Source organism: Citrobacter sp. BDA59-3 (assembly GCF_015167655.1).
GTDB lineage: Bacteria > Pseudomonadota > Gammaproteobacteria > Enterobacterales > Enterobacteriaceae > Phytobacter > Phytobacter diazotrophicus.
The window spans coordinates 1,566,396-1,581,253 of sequence record NZ_CP063427.1 but is presented as its reverse complement, the minus strand read 5'-3'; the positions used below and the strand labels follow the sequence as shown (position 1 = coordinate 1,581,253).

The following is a 14,858-nucleotide window of genomic DNA, read 5'->3' as shown; positions in this document are numbered from 1 at the left end:
ACAGACTTTTACAACATCTTCTCTGTCACCCGATCAGAGATAAGGAGCGAACCGTGTTGAGCTTACGTGCAGTCAATCAGTATTACGGCAATCAACATACGCTGTGGAATGTCGACCTCGACCTCTCCCCCGGCGTATGCACCTCTGTCATTGGCCTCCCTGGGATGGGCAAGACGACGCTTATCAATTGCATTACCGGTTATCTGCCCGTGGAGAGCGGTAGCATGGTCTGGCAAGAAGCGGGGGCGCCGCCCAGGGATTTACTCAACCTGCAGGCGGAGCATCGCAGCGCAATGGGCATAGGCTATGTTCCTCAGGACAGGCGGATATTTTCACAAATGACCGTTGAGGAGAACCTGCATATCGCTATGCTGGCCGCTGGTGAACCGCGCAGTACCGTCAATCGTGAGATCTATGACCTGTTTCCCGAACTCTACGGGTTACGTCAGGTGAAAGGCGCAGGGCTGTCTGAGGATAATCAGCACCAACTGGCGATGGCGCGCGCGCTCGTCAATCGCCCGCGGCTGTTGATTCTGGACGAACCCACACGCGGGCTTGGACAGGCGTTTATCCATAAACTCGGCAATTTACTTGTCCGGCTCAACCAGGATTTCGGTATGACTATCCTGCTGGCCGAACAACATCTGTCGTTTATACGCCGGGTTGCTGACCGTTTCTGCCTGTTACATCGTGGTCGCAACGTCGCCGAAGGGGATGTCAGACAGCTTGACGATCAGCTTCTGTCGCACTGGATGTCGCCTGATTCAGCACGTTGAGATCGAGATAATGACCGTTTTGTGTAGCGAACGGCGCGTGGGCAAGCCAGGGAATTTCTCCCATAAAAGGTGCCTTTAACACGCGCCGTAGCGTCGCAAGATACTCGGCATGCCGTTTACCTGGCGGCAGAACATCATTGGCAATCCAGCCTGCAAAGCGCAATCCCGCCTGCTCTATCGCCTGTGCGGTCAACATTGCATGATTAATACACCCAAGCTTAACGCCCACCACCAGAATCACCGGCAATCGCTCGGCCACCACCCAATCGGCAAAAGTGAATGTCTCTGAAAGCGGCGTAAACCACCCACCAGCCCCTTCTGTCAGTATCCAGTCGGCCTTCGCTTCCAGTGCCCGCAGCCCGGCAGACATCCCCTCAAGCGTAATGGGCGTATCGGACTCTGCGCTGACAATGTGCGGCGATGTCGGCTCAGCAAAAGTCCAGGGGTTTACCTGGTCGTAATCGAGCATCACGCTGCTGCTGTGCTGCAAAGCCAGCGCGTCACTGTTGCGCAGCCCCTGTACGGTCATGTCGCTGCCCGAGGCCACCGGTTTGTAACCTGCACTTCGCAGCCCCCGAAGATTTGCCGCTTGCAAAAGCGCGCAGCTCGCCACCGTTTTTCCGACCTCGGTGTCCGTGCCGGTGACAAAATAGCGTTCAGTCACGCGTGATAACTCCCCAGAAAAGTTGATAGGTTAGCGGGAATGCTCCCTGCTGTTGCGGCCAGGCCAGTTGCAAGCGTTGTAGCCCCCCTCGCGTAAGCCCTTGCCTGCGTCCGGCATGCAGATGGGTCGCCCCAACCCCTTTAAGCGATCGCATGGCCTCCAGTGCCCCCGCAAAATAGAGCGTGATGGGCTCAATGCCCGCCTGATAGCGCCAGCCGGATAGCGCATCGTGGAGTTGCGTAGCGGCCAGAAAGCGATTGGCATGAGGCTGGTCATCAATCGCGCGCCATGCCTCATTCAATTCAGGTAACGAGCCGCTCACAAGGGTGGTAAACGCAATATGTCCACCGGGGCGCACCACGCGGTATAATTCCGCCAGCGCCTGACGCACATCCTCACACCACTGCACCGCCAGGTTACTCCAGGCAAGACAAAATTCAGCGTGGGCAAAAGGCATGGCTTCGATATCCGCCAGCACATAGCGTTCTGCCGCCTGCCTGCGCCGGGCCTCCTCCAGCATGGACGCAGAGATATCCAGCGCCGTCACCCGCGCCCCCTGCTCTCGCCAGTAGCGACTCAGCAACCCCGGCCCGCAGCCGGCATCCAGCACCTGTTCAACAGGGGCAGAAGGGAGACGGGAAAGCAGTAATTCTGCGCTTTGTTGCTGCAATGCGTTGTGTTGGTCGTAGCGGTGGGCGGCGCGACCGAAGGTATCGGCAATGGCTTGTTTATCAACGCGCGTCATGCAATATCTCCAGCAACTGCGTAATGTCTTCCGGCTCATGGGCGGCAGTGAGCGTTAAGCGCAACCGGGCGGTACCTGGCGGGACGGTTGGCGGGCGAATCGCGGTTACCCAAAAACCGTTCGCCCGTAACTGCGCGGCCAGGTGCAGCGCACGGCTGTTTTCGCCCACAATCAGCGGCTGAATGGCACTGTCAGATGCTGTTACCTGGAGTTTCTGCGCCTGTGCGCCCGCACGGAATTGCGCAATCAGCGCATTCAGTTTATGGCGGCGTTGTGTGCCTTCTTCGGATCGAACAACAGCAAGTGAGGCGCTGATTGCCGCGGCCTGGGCGGGCGGCATACTGGTGCTGTAAATCAGATGGCGGGCGAACTGTGTCAGATAATCGGCCAGCGATTCGCTGCACAGCACCGCCGCACCGCTCACGCCAACCCCTTTGCCGAACGTGACAATCAGGATATCCGGCGTGACCTGGCGGGCGTGGCAGCTACCGCGCCCCTCGTCACCGCATACGCCTATGCCGTGCGCATCGTCGACCATCAGCCAGCAATTTGCCTGTCGGGTCGCCAGGGCGATGTCAGCCAGCGGCGCGCTGTCACCGTCCATACTGAACACCCCTTCGGTAACAACCAGTTGTTCGCCACCGATCGGTTTTGCCAACAGAGCCGCAAGATGCGTGGCGTCGTTATGGGCAAAGCGGCGTAGTTCTGCCGGGCTGAGGCTGGCCGCTTCCAGCAACGAGGCGTGGCTTAGCCTGTCGGCAACAATACGGTCTTCTTTCTTACCCAGCGCGGCAATCACCGCCTGATTAGCAGCGAATCCCGAGATAAACAGTAGCGCGCACGGATACCCCAGCCAGTCGGCAAGACTGGCCTCAAGCTGTTGATGTGCCAGGGTGTAGCCGCTCACGTGACCAGAACCGCCGCTGCCAACCCCGTATTTATCTGCCCCCTGCTGCCAGGCGCGAACAACCGCCGGATGCTGGCTTAAGCCCAGATAATCGTTACTGGAGAAGTTGCGATAGCGCTGCCCGTCGCGAACCAGCCAGCGCCCGGCCCCCTGCGCCACGCACTGGCGCGTTCGCAAGGTATCGGCCTGCCGACGGTCCGCTAACGCCTCATCGATGCGCTGTTGCCAGCTCATAGCGCAGCCGCGTTGTAATACTGATCGGTATCCGCATGCACGAGCTGCTGTTCCAGTTGTTCCTGCTGCGCTCTGTCGCCGTTGAGCACCCCGGTCTGCTGCGGATTCAGCCCCAGCTTACGGAACAGTTGCAGGTCTTTGTCCTCTTCCGGGTTGGGGGTGGTCAGCAACTTACAGCCGTAGAAAATGGAGTTTGCCCCGGCCATAAAGCACATGGCCTGAGTCTGTTCGTTCATCTGCTCGCGACCTGCGGACAGACGCACATACGAGGTGGGCATCATGATACGGGCAACGGCGATGGTACGGATAAAATCAAAAGCGTCGACATCCTCATTTTCCGCCAGCGGCGTGCCTTTCACTTTCACCAGCATGTTGATGGGTACGCTTTCCGGCGGTGTGGGCAAGTTTGCCAGTTGCAGCAGTAACCCGGCGCGATCGGTGACCGTTTCGCCCAGCCCCACAATGCCGCCAGAGCAGACTTTGATTCCCGCATCACGCACTTTATCCAGCGTATCCAGGCGCTCCTGATAGGTTCGGGTGGTGATGATGTTGCCGTAGAATTCCGGCGAGGTGTCCAGGTTGTGGTTGTAGTAATCCAGCCCGGCATGCGCCAGACGCTGCGCCTGACTGTCAGTGAGTGTACCAAGCGTCATGCAGGCTTCCAGGCCCATTGCCTTAACCCCTTCGACCATCTGTTCCAGATATGGCATATCGCGATCGTTCGGGTTCTTCCAGGCCGCGCCCATACAAAAGCGCGTTGAACCGGCGTTTTTCGCCTTACGGGCCGAGTCCAGTACCTGCTCCACCTCCATCAACCTTTCAGCATCCAGCCCGGTTTTATAACGGGCGCTTTGCGGACAATATTTGCAATCTTCCGGGCAGGCCCCGGTCTTGATCGAAAGTAGCGTGCTGACCTGCACCTGGCGGGGATCAAAATGCTGGCGGTGAACCTGTTGCGCTTCAAACAGCAGTTCCAGCAGCGGTTTTTCAAACAGGGAGGTGACTTGCGACATTGTCCAGCGTGTCTGGTGAGCCATTGGGCTTCTCCAAAGGGTGTTGTTAAATCTCGATTCGGGCTATACTTGTAAACCTAAATGTTTTTAATTTGGTTTACAAGTCGATTATGACAACGGACGATCTTGCCTTTGACCAGCGCCATATCTGGCACCCGTACACTTCCATGACCTCTCCGCTGCCGGTTTATCCGGTGCAATCCGCACAAGGATGCGAACTGACGCTGGCCGGCGGCGAGCGACTGGTAGACGGGATGTCTTCCTGGTGGGCCGCCATTCACGGCTACAATCACCCGGTACTGAACGCGGCGATGAAAGCGCAAATTGATGCCATGTCGCACGTGATGTTTGGCGGCATCACCCACCAACCCGCCATCGCCCTGTGCCGTAAGCTGGTGGCGATGACACCGGACAACCTGGAGTGTGTTTTCCTCGCTGATTCTGGCTCGGTGGCCGTGGAAGTGGCGATGAAAATGGCCCTGCAATACTGGCAGGCGAAAGGCGAGCCCCGGCAGCGGTTTCTCACCTTCCGTAACGGCTACCACGGCGACACCTTTGGCGCGATGTCGGTGTGCGACCCGGACAACTCCATGCACAGCCTGTGGCAGGGCTACCTGCCGGAAAACCTCTTCGCCCCCGCGCCGCAAAGCCGTTTCGACGGTGGATGGGACGAGCGCGATATGGTGGGTTTTGCCCGCCTGATGGCGGCGCATCGCCATGAAATTGCCGCGGTGATCCTTGAGCCCATCGTGCAAGGCGCCGGAGGGATGCGCATGTACCACCCTGAGTGGCTTAAGCGGATCCGTAAAATGTGCGACCGGGAAGGGATATTGCTGATTGCCGATGAGATAGCCACCGGCTTTGGTCGCACCGGCAAGCTGTTTGCCTGCGAACACGCCGGAGTTGCTCCGGATATTCTCTGTCTTGGCAAGGCTTTAACCGGCGGCACAATGACGCTTTCCGCCACGCTTACGACGCGCCATGTGGCCGAGACTATTAGCAACGGCGAAGCGGGCTGCTTTATGCACGGCCCGACGTTTATGGGCAATCCGCTGGCCTGCGCGGCGGCAACGGCCAGTCTCGGCCTGCTGGAAAGCGGTGAATGGCAATCCCAGGTGGCCGCGATTGAACGCCAGTTACGCGACGAGCTCGCAGCGGCGAGCGATAGCGCCAACGTGGCTGACGTTCGCATACTGGGGGCAATCGGCGTGGTGGAGACCAGGCGCCCTGTGAACATGGCGGCGCTACAACGTTTCTTTGTCGGGCAAGGCGTGTGGATCCGCCCGTTTGGCCGCCTCATTTACCTGATGCCGCCTTATGCGATAAGCCGCGAACAGTTGACGCGCTTAACCCAGGCCGTGAATGCCGCCGTCGCCATGGACGAGATGTTCATTGTCTGATTTAACGCCCGCCGGATAACGGGATGCTACACTCTGGAGGGTTAACTCATCCCGGAATCAGGAGGAATAATGGCGATTTTAATGATACTGACCTCGCATGACACCCTCGGCGACACCGGGCAAAAGACCGGTTTCTGGCTGGAAGAATTTGCCGCACCGTATTATGTTTTTCGCGATGCAGGGCTGGAGGTTGCGCTTGCCACACCCAAAGGCGGACAGCCGCCACTGGATCCGAAAAGTGATGCGCCCGATGCTCAAACCCAGGACACCGAGCGCTTTCGCAAAGACAAAGCCGCACAGATCGCCCTGGCAAACACCCACAAACTGAGTGATATCGCTGCAGGGGATTATGAAGCTGTGTTTTACCCCGGCGGGCACGGTCCGCTGTGGGATCTGGCAGAACATCCTGTATCTATCGCGCTTATCGAAAAATATTGGGCCGAAGGCAAGCCGGTAGGAACCGTGTGCCACGCGCCGGGCGTGCTACGCCATGCCCATAAGCCAGATGGCAGCCCACTGGTCCAGGGCAAACGCGTGACGGGTTTTAGCAATAGCGAAGAAGAAGCCGTCGGCCTGACACAGGTTGTGCCATTCCTGGTTGAAGAGGCGTTAAAACAGGCCGGAGGCTTGTACGAGCGCGGTGAAGACTGGGGCGTGTATGCAATCACCGACGGTCACCTGGTTACCGGGCAGAACCCGGCGTCATCGGCCGCTGCCGCACAGGAAATCGTCAAATTATTGCATCGCTGACAGGAGGTGAAATGAAACTGATCAGTCATGATTTACAGGACGGGGGCAAACTGCCCCACCGCCACGTTTTCAATGGCATGGGCTACGACGGCGACAATATTTCGCCGCATCTGGCCTGGGATGATGTTCCCGCCACAACCAAAAGTTTTGTGGTTACCTGCTACGACCCGGATGCCCCCACGGGGTCCGGCTGGTGGCACTGGGTCGTCGCGAACTTGCCCGCCGATACCCGCGTATTGCAACAAGGAGCCGGTTCAGGGATAAGCGCGCTGCCGGATGGCGCTATCCAGACACGAACCGACTTTGGCAAAGCCGGTTATGGCGGCGCGGCGCCGCCGAAAGGTGAAACCCACCGCTATATTTTCACGGTCTATGCGTTGGATGTTCCGGCTATAGAGGTCGATGCCGAGGCCAGCGGTGCGATGGTCGGCTTTAATGTGCATTTCCATTCTCTCGCCAGCGCCTCCATCACCGCCCTTTTTAGCTAAAAAACCATTCATTTGAGGCCGATTTGCACAATCGGCTTCCCGTTTCGCTCAACTTAGTATAAAAAAGCAGGCTTCTGACGAAATCATTTAAACTTGCACAGCCTGGAGTACCCCTTGAACACATTCTCGGTTTCTCGTCTGACGCTGGCACTGGCTTTTGGCGTGACACTGACCGCCTGTAGCTCAACGCCGCCGGATCAACAGCCTTCTCAACAAACTGCGCCGGGCACGGCATCGCGCCCTGTTCTGACGGCGGGCGAAGCGAAAAACTTCGTTGCGGATAACTACTTCGCCTCCCTGACGCCGAACGCAGCCGCGTGGAAGCCTTACGCTATCCGTCTGCCTGCACAGGCAAACTTCGTGGTTGGTCCCGCGGGCACGCCTGGCGTAACGCACAACACCATTCAGGCAGCGGTTGACGCAGCCATCAACAAACACTCCAGCGATCGTCAGTATATTGCCGTGATGCCGGGTGATTACGAAGGCACGGTGTATGTTCCTGCGGCGTCTGGCAGCGTGACCATTTACGGTACCGGCGAAAAACCGCTGGACGTGAAAATCGGGCTGGCTATTGACTCTGAAATGGACAGCACGACCTGGCGTAAACTGGTCAATCCATCAGGCAAATACATGCCGGGTAAACCCGCCTGGTATATGTTTGATAAATGCCAGAGCAACCGTAACGCCACCGTTGGCGTGATGTGCTCCGCTGTTTTCTGGTCACAGAACAATGGTCTGCAACTGCAGAACCTCACCATCCAGAATAGCCTTGGCGACAGCGTTGACGCCGGTAACCATCAGGCGGTTGCGTTCCGCAGCGACGGCGACAAAGTTCAGTTGAATAACGTCAATATCCTGGGTCGCCAGAACACCTTCTTCGTGACCAATAGCGGTGTCGATAACACCCTGCGTAACGATCGCCAGACCCGTACGCTGGTCACCAACAGCTATGTAGAAGGGGATGTGGATATCGTTGCAGGCCGCGGCGCGGTTGTGTTTGATAACACCGATTTCCGCGTTGTGAACTCCCGTACCCAACAAGAAGGCTACGTGTTCGCACCGGCAACCCTGTCCAGCGTTAATTTCGGTTTCCTGGCGACCAACAGCCGCTTTACCGCGACCGGTAATGGCGTAGCGCAACTGGGCCGCTCACTGGACGTGGATGCCAATACCAACGGTCAGGTTGTGATTCGCGATAGCGTGATCAACGAAGGCTTCAACGTGGCGAAACCGTGGGCAGCCGCTGCGGCTTCAGGTCGCGCGTTTGCCGGTAATACGGGCGCGGTGGATGATAAAGGTAATATCCAGCGTCAGTTGAACGATGCGCGCTTCAACCGCATGTGGGAATTCAACAACCGTGGCGTAGGCAGCCAGGTTGTTGCTGAACCGAAAAAGTAAGCATTCTGAAACGAAAAAACCTCGCCGCGGCGAGGTTTTTTTATGCCTGAAAATCAGTACGCGTTAACCACGACCCACATCGGCCCCTGGCCCACCGCATAACGGGATTTCTCGGTCAGCAGCCCCTGCTCGCCGGTAATTTCATACAACGCGATATGGTGGGATTTCTGCCCTGCCGCAATCAGGAATTTACCGCTGTGATCGACATTAAAGCCACGCGGCTGCGTTTCTGTCGGCTGGAAGCCCTCGATAGCCAGTACGCTGCCATCTTCTGACACGCTGAACACAGTGATCAGGCTGGCGGTACGGTCACAGGCATACAGGTGACGGCCATCCGGCGTAATATGAATATCCGCCGCCCAGCGGGTATCGGAGAAGTCAGCCGGCATCATATCCAGCGTCTGCACGCATTCAATTTTGCCGTGCGCATCATTGAGTTGCCATACATCGACAGAGCTGTTCAGCTCATTCACACAGTAGGCAAAGCGTTTGTTCGGATGGAAGGCAATATGGCGCGGGCCAGCCCCTTCAACGGTGGTCACTTCCGCCGGGTCCTGCGGTTGCAGATTGCCATCTTCGGACAGCGTAAACAGACAAATACGATCTTGTTTCAGCGCCGGAACCCACAGGGTGCGATTGTCAGGCGAAATATTGGCAGAATGACAACCTTCCAGCCCTTCTACCACGTCCAGGGTCTCGGTCGGGACGCCATCGTCGAGACGGGTTACGCTGACACAACCCGCGTTATAGGAACCGCTGAACAGGAAACGACCACTGTGATCGGTTGAGATGTGCGTCGGGCTACCTGGCAGCGACGCTTCTGCGGTATAGGTCAGCGCACCATCGTCTGGCGCAATACGGTAAGCAATAACGCGGAATTCCGGGCGTACGCCCACGTAGAGGTAACGTTTATCAGGGCTTATGACCATCGGCTGAACCTGGCCGGGAACATCCACCACCTGCACAAGCGTCAGGGTGCCTTCGGGATTCAAACGCCAGACATGAATCTGCTGACTTTCCGGGCTGGCGGTATAAACGGTTTGTTTCATGAATACTCCTTTCCTTGATACTGCGTTAATTTACCAGGATAGCCTTTTTTCGTGGTTAATGCTGAATTTCACGCGCAAATTTTGCCCATGGCGCGACTCGGTGTACCATCCCGAAAAAGCCAAATTCAACATTGACCACGGAAAACGACATGACCTCGCGTGTATTAGCACTGGATTTAGACGGTACCTTACTGACGCCTAAAAAAACGCTGCTCCCCTCTTCTATCGAGGCGCTTGCCCGGGCAAAAGCAGCCGGCTATCAGTTAATTATTGTTACCGGGCGGCATCACGTTGCCATCCATCCTTTTTATCAGGCACTGGCGCTTGATACACCTGCAATTTGCTGTAATGGCACTTATTTGTATGATTATCAGGCAAAAAAAGTGTTAACAGCCGATCCTCTGCCAGTTTCGCAAGCCGTTAAACTGATTGAAATGCTCGAATCCCACGATGTCCACGGTCTGATGTATGTCGATAATGCCATGCTCTATGAAAAGCCAACCGGTCATGTCATTCGCACCAATAACTGGGCACAAACTCTGCCGCCGGAACAGCGCCCGGTCTTCACCCAGGTGGACTCGCTGCGCGCTGCCGCCAGTGACGTTGACGCTATCTGGAAATTCGCCCTGACCGACGAAGACACCAATAAACTTAAGCAGTTTGCCCACACGGTTGAGCAAACATTGGGACTGGAGTGCGAGTGGTCATGGCATGATCAGGTTGATATCGCGCGCAAGGGCAATAGCAAAGGCAAACGCCTGACCGAGTGGGTCACCTCACAGGGCTTGTCGATGAAAGAGGTGGTGGCGTTTGGTGACAACTACAACGACATCAGCATGCTGGAGGCGGCGGGCCTTGGGGTCGCGATGGGAAATGCCGATGACGCGGTCAAAGCCCGCGCCAACGTTGTGATTGGCGATAATACCACCGACAGCATTGCCAGCTTTATCTATAGCCATCTGCTCTGATCAGGCGGTGATCGATACACTCTTAATTTGTGCATAGAGCCACAGGCCAGGTTTGATATTGAGCTCATCCCTGGCCCACGGGCTAATTCGCGCCCACAGCGTCCTTCCGCTTACATCCAACTGAACTTCTACCTGCCCGTCCAGATCGTAGTTTTGCACCACTTTCGCCCGCAGAGTATTACGAATACTGGTATTGCCGGAAGGTTGCAGCACCAGCGACACATCCGTTGCCTGAATTCGAATACGCACAGCAGCCTGAAGCGGCTTATCCAGTCTGTTCACCCAAATATGCTGGTCGCCCAGCGCCAGCGCCGTCATGGCGTAATGCGGATGCTGCTCCAGCACGCTGACTTTCAGAATACTGCTTTGCTGCTCCTGGGGTAGCCAAGGATTCATCACGCTGCTCCCCCAGACATCTTCGAGGTTACCAAAGGCTTTCACCGCCCCCGCTTCCAGCACCATCACTTTATCGGCAAGGTGCAGGATCTCATCCAGCGAGTGGCTGACATACAGCACAGGAATATTGATTTCCCGCGCCAGGCGTTGCAGATACGGCAACAGCTCACGTTTACGCGGAATATCCAGCGATGCCAGCGGCTCATCCAGCAACAACAGTTCCGGCGCGGTTAACAGGGCGCGACCAATCGCCACGCGTTGTTTTTCCCCACCCGACAGCCCGCCTGGCAGGCGCTCTAAAAGCTGTTCGATCCCCAGAAGCGCCACCAGTTTGTCAAACTGCCCGACCATGGATTTCGCCATGCCGTAGCGCAAATTGCCCAACACGTTGTAATGCGGGAACAGGCGCGCATCCTGGAAGACATAACCGACCCGGCGCTTTTCCGGCGGCAGGCAGATTTTTTTCTCAGCGTCATACAGCACGCGATCATTGAGCACGATACGCCCCTGCTCCGGGCGCGTTAAGCCGCTAATCGCATTGATAAGAGAGGTTTTCCCCGCTCCCGATACGCCAAATACCGCCGTGATACCGCTGGCTGGCAGGTTTTCGGCAACCTGCAGACGGTGCGTTCCCAGCGTCTGACTAAAATTCAGCTCCAGCATCGTTATCTCCCGGTCCGTTCACGGCTAACGCGCGCCAGCCATTCCGAAATGAGCAGCGAGACAAGCGCCAGAATAATGGAGATCACACACAAACGGGCCGCCGCCATTTCGCCGCCGGGCGTCTGAATAAGGGTGTACATTGCCGAAGGAATGGTGCGCGTTTCGCCAGGGATGTTTGAGACAAAGGTGATGGTCGCCCCAAACTCACCCAGCGAACGGGCAAAGGCCAGCACGGTGCCGACAATAATTCCCGGCAATGTTAAGGGCAGCGTAATCGTCATAAACACGCGCCAGCGCCCGGCACCTAAGGTACGGGCTGCCTGTTCGAGTTTGGTGTCAACGCCTTCCAGTGCCAGACGAATGGCACGCACCATCAGCGGAAAGGACATCACCGCCGCCGCAAGCACCGCGCCTCGCCAGCTAAAAGCGAAGGTTATCCCGAACCAGTCAAAGAGCCACTGGCCGATAAATCCACGTCTTCCCATGGCAATAAGTAGTAAATACCCCACGACAACCGGAGGCAGAACCAGGGGAAGATGCAGGAGGCTGTCAAGTAGGGCTTTGCCTGGAAAGGTACAGCGCACCAGTAACCAGGCAAAGAAAATCCCAAAGGGCAAGCTAATAACAACTGCGAGGGATGAAACTTTCAGGCTAAGTATCACTGCCTGCCATTCGGGATCCGTTAATATCATTCGTGTGTCGTAAATCCGTAACGTTTAAACACGGCGGAAGCTTCCGGGGTTTTCAGGTAGTCATAGAACGCGCTAACCGTTGCGTTTTTATGACCTTCGGTAATCGCCATCGGATATTCCACCTTCTGGTGAGAGTTTTCCGGGAAAGTCCCGACCACTTTCACGCCCTTACTGGCCACGGCGTCAGAACCATAGACGATACCCAGCGGGGCTTCGCTACGTTCAACCAGTGCCAGAGCGCCACGTACATCTTCTGCTGGCGCCAGGCTCGGAGACAATTTATCCCACGCCCCCAGCTTTTGCAGCGCTTCTTTCGCATAGATGCCTGCCGGGACATGCTCCGGATCGCCAACCGCCAGGCGGCCGCCTTTCAACAAGCTTGCCCAGTCAGTGGCCGCGTCAACGGTAATGTCGCCCTGCGCACTGCTCTTCGGCGCCACAACAACCAGGCTATTACCCAGCAAGGTTACGCGCGTGCCGGTATCGATACTCTTTTTATCAACCGCGTAATCCATCCATTTCTGGTCAGCAGAAATGAACAGGTCCGCAGGCGCGCCCGCTTCGATTTGACGTGCCAGCGTGGAAGACGAAGCAAACGACGAGACCACCTCGACGTTTTTCTCTTTCTTATACGCAGCGGCAATGTCCTGCATTGCATTGGTCAGCGACGCTGCCGCAAAAACGGTAATTTTCCCTTCATCAGCCAGCGCATGTCCGGCAACGGAAAGCGATAAAGTCGCCCCGGCAAAAAGGCGTAACCATGTACGTGTCATCTGTAACTCCTGTGAGTTTCGTTATATAACTGGAAACATAACGATACTACCAGAGATTCACCGGGTGAGGTCATACTCATCAAGAATTACTGAGATTTATGAGATATCGGCAAGCTTATGCCGAACTTGAATAGCAAAACGCCCGCGATTGCGGGCGTTTTTTAAATTCAGCGGCGTTGCGCGGGGCGGTCGCGATGACCAACATTTGAAAAAAGGTTGAATACCTCACCCAGGCCATAAATCAACCCCAGGATGATAGCCATCACCACAGGGACCATGATTACGGCAAAAACTAAGCTTTTCAATAACTCAAACATGGTCAACTCCATTTAGTGTTAAGGGGGCATTCTAACCGCATCTGGCAGAAAAACACTCGCCTTTTGTGCCATCGTCGGCCACCTTTTACAAGGGTTGACGACTCAGTACAAACGTATCCGCGCTGCGGATATTCCATGGCCGGGCAATATTCGAATGTTGAATGCTATCGACTCGTATTTTATCAAATGGAATGCATTTAACTTCTTTGCTTGAATCCCAGGTGGCCAGCCCCTCGTCCGTCACTTTCGAAATGACTGTCCAGTGGCTATATTCCTGCTCACCATCATTATAATCGTAAGCCTGAATAATCACGCGTCCTTCTTTATGGTTCGCCAGACTTAACGTATCGAGGATATCCCGGCGATCGCGGGGTTTATCGTTATGCCAGTAGGGCATGCTGAAGGTGAACTGCCATTGTTCGCGGTTTTTTGGGTCGTAAAATTCATACTCAGCGTTCAACAGCGCCATTGTCCGACTCAGGGTATTTTTAAGCGAACCGCGAGCAATGCCGTTAACAAATCCCATCGGATCGCCATCAAAAACGTATTGCTGCAAAATAATCGGGAAGATTTCCGGGAGCGCCAGTTCAGGCTCCAGTAAATGTATGCCGTTCGCGATGGCGTAAAAACCACAGGCTCCGTCCAATTCGCCTTGCAGGGCCGGGCGTTTTTTAACTGCCATATTCTGTTCCTTCAGTGGAGTGTCTCTTTCCCCTATCGACAATTGTGACATTATCTTTAGAAAAACAATGCGTGCAGGTGAAGACTAGGCTCCAGGTCGATTTTCCTTCACACTATTCTTTTTACATCAGGACACTACGCTATGCAGGCTGAAATTCTTCTTACCCTTAAGCTCCAGGAACGGCTGTTCGCTGACCCGCGCCGGATTAATTTACTCAAACAAATAGAACAGACGGGTTCCATAAGCCAGGGGGCGAAGAATGCAAACATCAGCTATAAAAGTGCCTGGGATGCCATTAATGAAATGAATCAGCTCAGCGAACAGACGCTGGTGGAACGCGCGACCGGGGGAAAAGGCGGCGGCGGCGCGGTTATCACCCGCTACGGTCAGCGTCTTATTCAACTCTATGATTTACTGGGTCAGATTCAGCAAAAAGCGTTTGATGTGTTAAGCGACGACGATGCCCTGCCGCTGAAGAGCCTGCTGGCGGCCATTTCCCGTTTTTCGCTGCAAACCAGCGCCCGTAATCAGTGGTTTGGTACCATTACCGCCCTCGACCACCAGCAGGTACAGCAACATGTCGATGTGCTTCTGGCGGATGGTACGACATCACTCAAAGTCGCCATTACTGCGCAAAGCGCGCTGCGCCTGGATTTGACGCAAGGCAAAGAGGTGCTGGTGCTGCTGAAAGCACCGTGGGTAGGCATTACAACCGACCGTGCCACTGCGCAGCAGGCTGATAATCAGCTCCGTGGGCGAATCAGCCATATTGAGCGTGGCGAACTGCAGTACGAAGTTCTGATGGCGCTACCCGACGGCCAGCAGTTATGTGCGACCGTGCCCGCACAGCAGGCGCAAGATCTAAAGGAAGCGGCTGAGGTCACAGCATATTTTAATGCTGACAAGGTCATTCTCGCCACGTTGTGCTAAGTAGATTGACAAG

General features: G+C 55.9%; 17 protein-coding genes. 7 read left to right on the top strand and 10 right to left on the bottom strand.

What is annotated here, in order from left to right:
• The first annotated feature begins 53 nt into the window (after window positions 1-53).
• A complete protein-coding gene (locus tag IP582_RS07410) occupies window positions 54-776 on the top strand; it encodes an ABC transporter ATP-binding protein (protein WP_193795534.1) in 723 nt (240 codons plus the stop codon).
• Here IP582_RS07410 and bioD read toward each other — a convergent pair.
• Genes bioD through bioB form a run of 4 tightly spaced genes read right to left on the bottom strand, consistent with a single transcriptional unit; the run spans window position 718 to window position 4,363 of the window.
• The gene (bioD, locus tag IP582_RS07405) at window positions 718-1,440 is read right to left on the bottom strand and encodes a dethiobiotin synthase (protein ID WP_193795533.1); all 723 of its coding nucleotides are present in this window, start codon (window positions 1,438-1,440) and stop codon (window positions 718-720) included. The genes IP582_RS07410 and bioD overlap by 59 nt on opposite strands.
• Window positions 1,433-2,185: a malonyl-ACP O-methyltransferase BioC gene (bioC, locus tag IP582_RS07400; RefSeq protein ID WP_193795532.1), complete on the bottom strand. Its 753-nt coding sequence runs from the start codon at window positions 2,183-2,185 to the stop codon at window positions 1,433-1,435. The genes bioD and bioC overlap by 8 nt, the downstream gene beginning before the upstream one ends.
• Window positions 2,172-3,326 carry an 8-amino-7-oxononanoate synthase gene (bioF, locus tag IP582_RS07395; protein WP_193795531.1) on the bottom strand — a complete coding sequence of 385 codons (1,155 nt, stop codon included), beginning with the start codon at window positions 3,324-3,326 and terminating at the stop codon, window positions 2,172-2,174. The genes bioC and bioF overlap by 14 nt, the downstream gene beginning before the upstream one ends.
• Window positions 3,323-4,363 (bottom strand): biotin synthase BioB, encoded by a 1,041-nt coding sequence (bioB, locus tag IP582_RS07390; RefSeq protein ID WP_079498598.1) that lies wholly within the window; start codon window positions 4,361-4,363, stop codon window positions 3,323-3,325. The genes bioF and bioB overlap by 4 nt, the downstream gene beginning before the upstream one ends.
• An 86-nt stretch (window positions 4,364-4,449) precedes the next feature.
• Between bioB and bioA the strand changes: the two genes are divergently transcribed.
• The 4 genes from bioA (at window position 4,450) to IP582_RS07370 (ending at window position 8,375) form a co-directional block, all read left to right on the top strand.
• Window positions 4,450-5,739: an adenosylmethionine--8-amino-7-oxononanoate transaminase gene (gene bioA, locus IP582_RS07385; RefSeq protein ID WP_193795530.1), complete on the top strand. Its 1,290-nt coding sequence runs from the start codon at window positions 4,450-4,452 to the stop codon at window positions 5,737-5,739.
• 69 nt (window positions 5,740-5,808) lie between these two features.
• Window positions 5,809-6,489, top strand: coding sequence for a type 1 glutamine amidotransferase domain-containing protein (locus IP582_RS07380; RefSeq protein ID WP_193795529.1), 681 nt, complete (start codon window positions 5,809-5,811; stop codon window positions 6,487-6,489).
• An 11-nt stretch (window positions 6,490-6,500) separates the two neighbouring features.
• The gene (locus IP582_RS07375; protein ID WP_193795528.1) at window positions 6,501-6,977 is read left to right on the top strand and encodes a kinase inhibitor; all 477 of its coding nucleotides are present in this window, start codon (window positions 6,501-6,503) and stop codon (window positions 6,975-6,977) included.
• A 114-nt stretch (window positions 6,978-7,091) separates the two neighbouring features.
• On the top strand, window positions 7,092-8,375 hold the full coding sequence (locus tag IP582_RS07370) for a putative acyl-CoA thioester hydrolase (RefSeq protein WP_039077249.1): 1,284 nt from the start codon (window positions 7,092-7,094) through the stop codon (window positions 8,373-8,375).
• Window positions 8,376-8,428: 53 nt separating this feature from the next.
• On the opposite strand, the gene pgl is transcribed toward IP582_RS07370, so the two are convergent.
• Window positions 8,429-9,424: a 6-phosphogluconolactonase gene (gene pgl, locus IP582_RS07365; RefSeq protein WP_039077250.1), complete on the bottom strand. Its 996-nt coding sequence runs from the start codon at window positions 9,422-9,424 to the stop codon at window positions 8,429-8,431.
• A 149-nt stretch (window positions 9,425-9,573) separates the two neighbouring features.
• On the opposite strand from pgl, the gene IP582_RS07360 reads away from it, so the two are divergent.
• Window positions 9,574-10,392, top strand: coding sequence for a pyridoxal phosphatase (locus IP582_RS07360; protein WP_039077251.1), 819 nt, complete (start codon window positions 9,574-9,576; stop codon window positions 10,390-10,392).
• On the opposite strand, the gene modC is transcribed toward IP582_RS07360, so the two are convergent.
• From modC to IP582_RS07335, 5 genes are all read right to left on the bottom strand, one after another.
• On the bottom strand, window positions 10,393-11,451 hold the full coding sequence (modC, locus tag IP582_RS07355) for a molybdenum ABC transporter ATP-binding protein ModC (RefSeq protein ID WP_193795527.1): 1,059 nt from the start codon (window positions 11,449-11,451) through the stop codon (window positions 10,393-10,395).
• Window positions 11,452-11,453: 2 nt separating this feature from the next.
• On the bottom strand, window positions 11,454-12,143 hold the full coding sequence (modB, locus tag IP582_RS07350; RefSeq protein WP_039077253.1) for a molybdate ABC transporter permease subunit: 690 nt from the start codon (window positions 12,141-12,143) through the stop codon (window positions 11,454-11,456).
• Window positions 12,140-12,916, bottom strand: coding sequence for a molybdate ABC transporter substrate-binding protein (gene modA / locus IP582_RS07345; protein WP_110295703.1), 777 nt, complete (start codon window positions 12,914-12,916; stop codon window positions 12,140-12,142). The genes modB and modA overlap by 4 nt, the downstream gene beginning before the upstream one ends.
• A 167-nt stretch (window positions 12,917-13,083) precedes the next feature.
• The gene (locus IP582_RS07340; RefSeq protein WP_039077255.1) at window positions 13,084-13,233 is read right to left on the bottom strand and encodes an AcrZ family multidrug efflux pump-associated protein; all 150 of its coding nucleotides are present in this window, start codon (window positions 13,231-13,233) and stop codon (window positions 13,084-13,086) included.
• An 85-nt stretch (window positions 13,234-13,318) separates the two neighbouring features.
• Window positions 13,319-13,915 carry a hypothetical protein gene (locus IP582_RS07335; protein ID WP_193795526.1) on the bottom strand — a complete coding sequence of 199 codons (597 nt, stop codon included), beginning with the start codon at window positions 13,913-13,915 and terminating at the stop codon, window positions 13,319-13,321.
• A gap of 141 nt (window positions 13,916-14,056) precedes the next feature.
• Here IP582_RS07335 and modE point away from each other — a divergent pair, with 141 nt between their 5' ends.
• Window positions 14,057-14,845, top strand: coding sequence for a molybdenum-dependent transcriptional regulator (gene modE / locus IP582_RS07330; protein ID WP_193795525.1), 789 nt, complete (start codon window positions 14,057-14,059; stop codon window positions 14,843-14,845).
• Window positions 14,846-14,858 lie beyond the last annotated feature (13 nt).

What these genes read in the sequence shown, in the direction of transcription:
- bioC (WP_193795532.1), bottom strand. Translation starts at nt 2,185, where the DNA reads ATGACGCGCGTTGATAAACAAGCCATTGCCGATACCTTCGGTCGCGCC.
- bioF (WP_193795531.1), bottom strand. Translation starts at nt 3,326, where the DNA reads ATGAGCTGGCAACAGCGCATCGATGAGGCGTTAGCGGACCGTCGGCAG.
- bioB (WP_079498598.1), bottom strand. Translation starts at nt 4,363, where the DNA reads ATGGCTCACCAGACACGCTGGACAATGTCGCAAGTCACCTCCCTGTTT.
- bioA (WP_193795530.1), top strand. Translation starts at nt 4,450, where the DNA reads ATGACAACGGACGATCTTGCCTTTGACCAGCGCCATATCTGGCACCCG.
- IP582_RS07380 (WP_193795529.1), top strand. Translation starts at nt 5,809, where the DNA reads ATGGCGATTTTAATGATACTGACCTCGCATGACACCCTCGGCGACACC.
- IP582_RS07375 (WP_193795528.1), top strand. Translation starts at nt 6,501, where the DNA reads ATGAAACTGATCAGTCATGATTTACAGGACGGGGGCAAACTGCCCCAC.
- pgl (WP_039077250.1), bottom strand. Translation starts at nt 9,424, where the DNA reads ATGAAACAAACCGTTTATACCGCCAGCCCGGAAAGTCAGCAGATTCAT.
- IP582_RS07360 (WP_039077251.1), top strand. Translation starts at nt 9,574, where the DNA reads ATGACCTCGCGTGTATTAGCACTGGATTTAGACGGTACCTTACTGACG.
- modC (WP_193795527.1), bottom strand. Translation starts at nt 11,451, where the DNA reads ATGCTGGAGCTGAATTTTAGTCAGACGCTGGGAACGCACCGTCTGCAG.
- modB (WP_039077253.1), bottom strand. Translation starts at nt 12,143, where the DNA reads ATGATATTAACGGATCCCGAATGGCAGGCAGTGATACTTAGCCTGAAA.
- modA (WP_110295703.1), bottom strand. Translation starts at nt 12,916, where the DNA reads ATGACACGTACATGGTTACGCCTTTTTGCCGGGGCGACTTTATCGCTT.
- IP582_RS07340 (WP_039077255.1), bottom strand. Translation starts at nt 13,233, where the DNA reads ATGTTTGAGTTATTGAAAAGCTTAGTTTTTGCCGTAATCATGGTCCCT.
- IP582_RS07335 (WP_193795526.1), bottom strand. Translation starts at nt 13,915, where the DNA reads ATGGCAGTTAAAAAACGCCCGGCCCTGCAAGGCGAATTGGACGGAGCC.
- modE (WP_193795525.1), top strand. Translation starts at nt 14,057, where the DNA reads ATGCAGGCTGAAATTCTTCTTACCCTTAAGCTCCAGGAACGGCTGTTC.